Consider the following 5,056-nt stretch of genomic DNA (forward strand, 5'->3'; position numbering starts at 1 on the left):
AAAGCACACGCAGTAGGCGCTGCAGTTTTGATAGATGGTGCACAAGCTGTTCCGCATTTAAAACCTGATGTACAAGAACTAGATTGTGATTTCTATGTTTTTTCAGGACATAAATTGTGCGGACCAACAGGTACCGGTATTTTATACGGTAAAGAGGAATGGTTGAATAAATTACCGCCTTATCAAGGTGGTGGTGAAATGATCAAAGAAGTGACTTTCGAGAAAACAACTTATGCTGAACTACCTCATAAATTTGAAGCAGGGACGCCTAATATTGCTGGAGGAATTGCATTAGGAACTGCGGTTGATTATATGAACTCGATTGGTTTTGACAACATTCAGCAGCAAGAAAAAGAATTGCTAGAGTATGGAACCCAACAATTATTAACCATTGAAGGTTTGAAAATTTACGGTACTGCCAAAGAAAAAACATCTGTGATTTCATTTAATATAGAAGGAATTCACCCGTACGATATTGGCACCATAATTGACAAATTAGGAATAGCGGTGCGCACAGGACATCATTGTGCACAACCGATCATGAATTTCTTTGAGATTCCTGGCACCATAAGAGCTTCGTTTGCGTTTTACAATACCAAAGAAGAAATTGATAGCCTAGTTGCCGCCGTAAAAAGAGCCCAAAATATGCTTGCTTAACGCTTAAACACAACCTTATGAAAACAGTACTAGCTTTAGTGGCCACCGTGATTCTTGGATCTACTTGCAGTAACAAGAAACAATCTGATTTAGAAAACACAGCGATCGAGTACACGGCTAATACGAGAGGTTTTTATCAAAAAATTACCGTTGTCAACCAAGAATTGAGTGTAAGTAAAGACAGAAATGAGACTGAAAAACCTACCACAACTCCCATTTCTGATGCGGATTGGAAGGAACTTGTAACGGATTTTCAAACTATTGAACTTGACAAAGTGGAAACATTAAAAGCACCTTCTGAAAAACGATTTCATGACGGAGCTGCCATTGCGAATCTAAAAATAGTTCATAAGGAAAAAACATATCAAAGCACATCATTTGATCATGGTACTCCACCAAAAGAAATTGAAAAATTAGTTAACAAAATCAATGCTTTAGCCGAGAAAAATTAATTACGAACACACATGACTATAAAAAATATACAAGAGGAAATAGTAGAGGAATTCTCGATGTTTGATGATTGGATGGATCGTTACGAATACATCATTGAACTGGGGAAAAAGCTACCGCTTATCAAAGAAGAATTTAAAACAGAAGATAACATCATCAAAGGCTGTCAATCAAAAGTTTGGCTACAAGGTGAGCAAGCCGATGATAAAATTGTGTTCACTGCCGATAGTGATGCTATTTTAACCAAAGGAATTATTGCCATTTTGATTCGCGCTTTTAGCAATCAAAAAGCTGCCGACATTCTATCTGCCGATATGGATTTTATTGATGAAATTGGCCTAAAAGAACATTTATCACCCACTCGTGCAAATGGTTTAGTTTCGATGATAAAAAACATCAAAATGTATGCTTTGGCTTTTGATGCAAAGAACTAAATTTCTTTAAACCATATAAGACATATAAGGTCACATAAGTTAAAATAAAATCGGAAATGAATAAAATAAAACTTAGAAGACTCCATTTTACTTAAAAGTGTTTTTAGGAATGTAATAAAATAAAAAGTATGACAAAAACTTATCTAAAAGATTTAGTTTACCAAGTTAATGGTGCGGCTATTGAAGTCCATAAATACCTTGGCCCAGGTCTTTTAGAAAGTATTTATCATACTTGTTTGAAAAAGGAATTAACAATAAGAGGTATTGAATTCGAAACAGAACTTAAAATACCAGTATGTTACAAAGGTTTAGCACTTGAAACAGGCTTAAGGTGTGATTTATTGGTTGAAAAAAGTTTAGTGGTAGAACTTAAAGCATTAGATAAAGTGCTGCCGATTCATGAAGCCCAAATTTTGACTTACATGAAATTGCTAGAAATCCCAATAGGATTACTACTGAACTTTAATGTAACTCATATTTTTAAAGAAGGTCAAAAAACCTATGTCAATGAAAAATATCGATATCTCAACGATTAAGCGAAGGACGTAAATGACTTTAAGTTACTTATATGGTTGTAAAAAATTATACACACACCAATGCCGATCTAGCCACGTAAAAATATTAAAAGTCAAAACGGTTAAATTGAAAATAAACACAAAACTTAAATGACCTTATGTGACTTATATGGTTTAAAAGATTATAAATATAAATTGTTGAAACATGACACAAGAAATAGACACTAACGAATTAGGAGAAGCAATCGTAAAAAAATTAAAAACTATCTATGATCCAGAGATTCCTGTAGATATTTACGAATTAGGATTGATTTATGACGTAATGGTAAATACAGATTACGAAGTAAAAGTTCTTATGACACTTACCTCACCAAATTGCCCCGTTGCAGAAAGTTTACCAAAAGAGGTAGAAGATAAAATTAAATCTATCGAGCATGTAAAAGATGCCGAAGTTGAAATTACTTTTGATCCGCCTTGGAGCAAAGATTTGATGAGTGAAGAAGCTAAATTAGAATTGGGAATGTTGTAAAATTTGTTTCAGGTTTAAAGTTTAAGGTTGACCAACTTTAAACTTTAAACTTTAAACCTTTTAAACTTTTCGAAATGGAAGAAATAATCAATAAAGTAGCCAATAGTGTACTCGAAGTTTTCGATCTTGAGGATTATTATCCAAAAGGGATTCGTACGCAAATTGACATCTCAAAATGGCTTGCTGAAGGATTTTTATTAAGAGAAAAAGATTTCAGAGAAAGCCTCAAAAATCACTATTGGTCTCAATACCAAGATCATTATGTAGCCATTCATTGCAGTACTGATGCAATTGTTCCGGCTTGGGCATCTATTTTGGTGGCAACGCATGTAGCGCCTTTTGCAAAAAAAACAATCAACGGAACATTAGAAGATCTTGAAGCTTCCTTATTCGAAGAATTACTGCCAAAAATTGACTATTCGGTTTATCAAGACAAACCCGTTATCTTGAAAGGATGTTCAAAAAAACCAGTTCCAACTCGTGCTTATGTAGTTGCAGTACAACATTTACAGCAAGTAGCCCGAAGTATTATGTATGGCGAAGCTTGTTCAGCTGTGCCATTGTTTAAGACTGGTAAAAAAGAGTAACTCTTGTGTTTAACGTGAACATCCGCAAGACTGTTTTTTGATTTTTTGTCAAAAAAGGATTTGATTTTAATGCATCAAAAGCACCTGTTTTTAAATGCTTAATTTTAATTTGATTTTTTTTTTTGGGGTATTCATCAAGTTTCCATTTTAAGAAAAAAACATCATCTAGCTATTAAACGAACATTTTTGTGTTGCTGGATTTGGGTGTATTCTACAATAGAATTGATTACTTAGAAATCTAAAAGTGCCATCAAGAAATCACCTTCTGAATTTAAAATATTCGGTTAAAGGATGTTTCTTGTTTTTCAACATTTCAGAAACGAGTTCCATTCCAATGACTGAGAAGGTGATGCCGTTTCCGCCAAATCCCAAAACAAAATACGCGCTAGGAAAATTGGGATGTTTGCCAATGTAGGGCAATCCGTCCTTGGTTTCACCAAAAGTACCTGCCCAAACAAAATCTGTTCTAAAATCATAATCAGGTAAAATTTTCTTTAGATATTTGGTCAGTTTAGCAGACTTTTCGTTAAGTAAGGAATCTCTTTTTGCAGCGTCTACTAAATCTTCATCTTCTCCGCCAATAAGCAATCGATTGTCATCTGTGGTTCGCATATACATGTAAGGTTCTGCTGTGTTCCAAAACAGCGTGTCGTTAAGATGCGATTGATCGTCTTCAAAACATTCGCCCACAATGGCATAAGTAGATAGTAATTTTACAAACTTGTCTTTAATAATTTCGGTACTTTCAAAACCGTTGCAGTAGAGTATTTTTTTAGCAGTAATAGTAGTGCCATGTTCCGTTAAAACGGTTACGCCATTTTGTGTGTAGGTAATTTTTTTAATGTCGGTTTTATCAAAAACCTGCAATCCTTTTTTATGATTGTACGCTAGAATATCATGTGCTAATTGGAAAGCATCTATACTGCCGCCTTGCTCAGACAAGATACCGCCATGCGAATGTTTGATTTTAAATTTTTTATCAATTTCTTCCGCCTCTAGCCATTTTACAGGCATTCCAATTTTTTTTCGTGCTTCAAATTCTTTTTTTAACCAGGCAACATCTTTCTTTAAAGCGGCAAAATAAAGGGATTCTTTTTTCTTGAAACCACAATCTGATTTTACTTGTTGCACGATTTTCTTCAAATCATCAATTGATTTGTAACACGCCCAATAACTTTCAACGGCCGCTTTTTCGCCAATCAAATCTATAAGCTGGTACAACGGCACATCAATCTCATATTGCAACATGGATGTTGTAGCCGACGTGCTTCCGTGACCAATTTCTCTGCGATCAATAAGCACGGTTTTGTAACCATCTGCCATGCATTGATGCGCAATTAGACTACCAGTTATTCCACCTCCCACAATAAGAACTTCTGTGTCCAAATTTTCTCTTACTGAGGGATAGGAATTGATGATTCCATTTTTTACCAACCAAAAAGGTTCACTTGATTTTAGTTTCATGGCGTTTTAGCTTTTATCAAATGTAATGATATTGAGGACGCTACATTTATTTTTTAAAGTTATTATGTTACATAATTATAAGATGATTTCTGGTGTGTTTTTTATGAAACGATTGTTTTTTGAATGGAAGTACGGGGTTTCTTAGTACGAAAAATTAGAAAATAAAGATGCTGTAAAACATCAATTTTGCGGTTTTTATATGCTTAATCAGCCTAAATTTCTAGTAATAGAGTCAATATCACTTGTTTTTCTATATTTTCAAACACCAGGAACCAATCAAAACAGTTTTAATCCAGATTTGAAATCTCAAAAAACCGTAAAATTTTAACATAAAAACCGTAAAATGGAGTGAAACTAATGTTATAGCTTTGGAAAAATATGTTGTTAAAATTTTCTAGAAGTCGTTACTTAGTATAACCC

Annotated in this window: 7 protein-coding genes; 6 read left to right on the top strand and 1 reads right to left on the bottom strand. The window is 34.0% G+C overall.

Annotated elements, in window-relative coordinates:
- The 6 genes from FPG59_RS13795 to FPG59_RS13820 all read left to right on the top strand — a co-directional run.
- On the top strand, positions 1 to 657 hold a 657-nt coding region (locus FPG59_RS13795), incomplete at its 5' end, for an aminotransferase class V-fold PLP-dependent enzyme (protein ID WP_140344671.1).
- 17 nt (positions 658 to 674) lie between these two features.
- On the top strand, positions 675 to 1,109 hold the full coding sequence (locus FPG59_RS13800) for a hypothetical protein (RefSeq protein ID WP_086455164.1): 435 nt from the start codon (positions 675 to 677) through the stop codon (positions 1,107 to 1,109).
- 12 nt (positions 1,110 to 1,121) lie between these two features.
- A complete protein-coding gene (locus FPG59_RS13805; RefSeq protein WP_086455165.1) occupies positions 1,122 to 1,541 on the top strand; it encodes a SufE family protein in 420 nt (139 codons plus the stop codon).
- Positions 1,542 to 1,669: 128 nt separating this feature from the next.
- Positions 1,670 to 2,077, top strand: a complete 408-nt coding sequence (locus tag FPG59_RS13810) for a GxxExxY protein (RefSeq protein ID WP_086455166.1) — start codon at positions 1,670 to 1,672, stop codon at positions 2,075 to 2,077.
- Positions 2,078 to 2,261: 184 nt separating this feature from the next.
- Positions 2,262 to 2,585, top strand: coding sequence for an SUF system Fe-S cluster assembly protein (locus tag FPG59_RS13815; protein WP_086455167.1), 324 nt, complete (start codon positions 2,262 to 2,264; stop codon positions 2,583 to 2,585).
- A gap of 74 nt (positions 2,586 to 2,659) precedes the next feature.
- Complete coding sequence (locus FPG59_RS13820) at positions 2,660 to 3,172, top strand: DUF2480 family protein (protein ID WP_086455168.1); 513 nt, start codon at positions 2,660 to 2,662, stop codon at positions 3,170 to 3,172.
- A gap of 258 nt (positions 3,173 to 3,430) precedes the next feature.
- Here the strand turns inward: FPG59_RS13820 and FPG59_RS13825 are convergent, their stop codons facing one another.
- Complete coding sequence (locus tag FPG59_RS13825) at positions 3,431 to 4,636, bottom strand: FAD-binding oxidoreductase (RefSeq protein ID WP_086455169.1); 1,206 nt, start codon at positions 4,634 to 4,636, stop codon at positions 3,431 to 3,433.
- Positions 4,637 to 5,056 lie beyond the last annotated feature (420 nt).

The sequence above is a fragment of the Flavobacterium sp. FPG59 genome (assembly GCF_002150205.1).
Classification (GTDB): domain Bacteria; phylum Bacteroidota; class Bacteroidia; order Flavobacteriales; family Flavobacteriaceae; genus Flavobacterium.

Bases quoted from the DNA above. Each gene is read 5' to 3' on its own strand.
- FPG59_RS13800 (WP_086455164.1), top strand. From the start codon at position 675: ATGAAAACAGTACTAGCTTTAGTGGCCACCGTGATTCTTGGATCTACT.
- FPG59_RS13805 (WP_086455165.1), top strand. From the start codon at position 1,122: ATGACTATAAAAAATATACAAGAGGAAATAGTAGAGGAATTCTCGATG.
- FPG59_RS13810 (WP_086455166.1), top strand. From the start codon at position 1,670: ATGACAAAAACTTATCTAAAAGATTTAGTTTACCAAGTTAATGGTGCG.
- FPG59_RS13815 (WP_086455167.1), top strand. From the start codon at position 2,262: ATGACACAAGAAATAGACACTAACGAATTAGGAGAAGCAATCGTAAAA.
- FPG59_RS13820 (WP_086455168.1), top strand. From the start codon at position 2,660: ATGGAAGAAATAATCAATAAAGTAGCCAATAGTGTACTCGAAGTTTTC.
- FPG59_RS13825 (WP_086455169.1), bottom strand. From the start codon at position 4,636: ATGAAACTAAAATCAAGTGAACCTTTTTGGTTGGTAAAAAATGGAATC.